Source organism: Neisseria sp. P0021.S007, assembly GCF_051956855.1.
In genome coordinates, this window is sequence record NZ_JBQCXA010000207.1 from 1 (window position 1) to 956 (window position 956).

Genomic DNA, 956 nt, shown 5'->3' on the forward strand with positions numbered 1-956 from the left:
CTGCGCTGCCGAAGATTTGCAGCGTGCACGCTTTGTCAAAGGCGTATTGGCGGCAAAAGGCATGATGTACACCTTGGAAGACAACAGGCCGTCTGAAAAAATCATGGCAGACTTGCCCGCCATTATCCGCAAGGCCATACGCAAAAACGCCAAACATATGCTCGCGCCAGTCTTTTTCATCGGCGTAAAAGGCATCCGTACGCTGGCCAAAAAAATCGAATCCCTGCCTGCCAAACAAAATGACAAATACCAAAAACTGTTTCTCGGCCATTTGGTGCGGATGCAGGAAGAAATCGGTACCGGCGGCGCAGGTTTCCGCTATATCTACGCCTACTTCCTCGAACAAGCCGCCCATATCTGCAACGAACCTGCATTTCAGACGGCCTCGGAACAAATGACCTCCATCGGCGACCAATGGCGTCAATTCGCAGCCATGTGCGTGAAGCAGTGCAAAAAGCCGTCTGAAAACGGCTGCCGCAACATCGCTGAATTTCTGCGCAAAATTGCGGATGATGAAGAAGCGTTATGGCGGGGATTATTGAAATAATGGGGTTATGCGGTAGCGAGAAATTTTCTGTGCCCGTTTGTACACAGATGACCTAATGCCGCCTTTGTCAATGATTTCACTATGCTCCATCCATACTAAGGCCGTCTGAAACCATGATTCACATCCAATCCCTCTCCCACCGTTATCCCAAAGCCGAAATTGCCGCGCTGGACAATGTGTCGTTCGATATTGCCGACGGCGAATGTTTGGGGCTGCTCGGTCACAACGGTGCGGGGAAAACGACGCTGATGTCGCTTTTGGCAGGCTTGCAGGAAGTACGGCAGGGCGAAATTTTGTTTGACGGCAAGCCGTTGCGCCTATTAAGCCGCAGCGAGCGGCAGAAAATCGGTTTGGTGCCGCAGGATTTCGCGTTTTATCCGCAGCTTTCGGTGTGGGACAACCTGCTGTT

At 51.7% G+C, this 956-nt stretch carries 2 protein-coding genes; both read left to right on the forward strand.

The window, feature by feature from the left end; all coding sequences use genetic code 11:
* Window positions 1–547, forward strand: a 547-nt coding sequence (locus ACTHUR_RS12255) for a DUF4872 domain-containing protein (protein ID WP_440398748.1), incomplete at its 5' end; no start/stop codon positions are given.
* Window positions 548–660: 113 nt separating this feature from the next.
* A partial coding sequence (locus ACTHUR_RS12260; RefSeq protein WP_440398749.1) for an ATP-binding cassette domain-containing protein occupies window positions 661–956 on the forward strand: 296 nt, incomplete at its 3' end.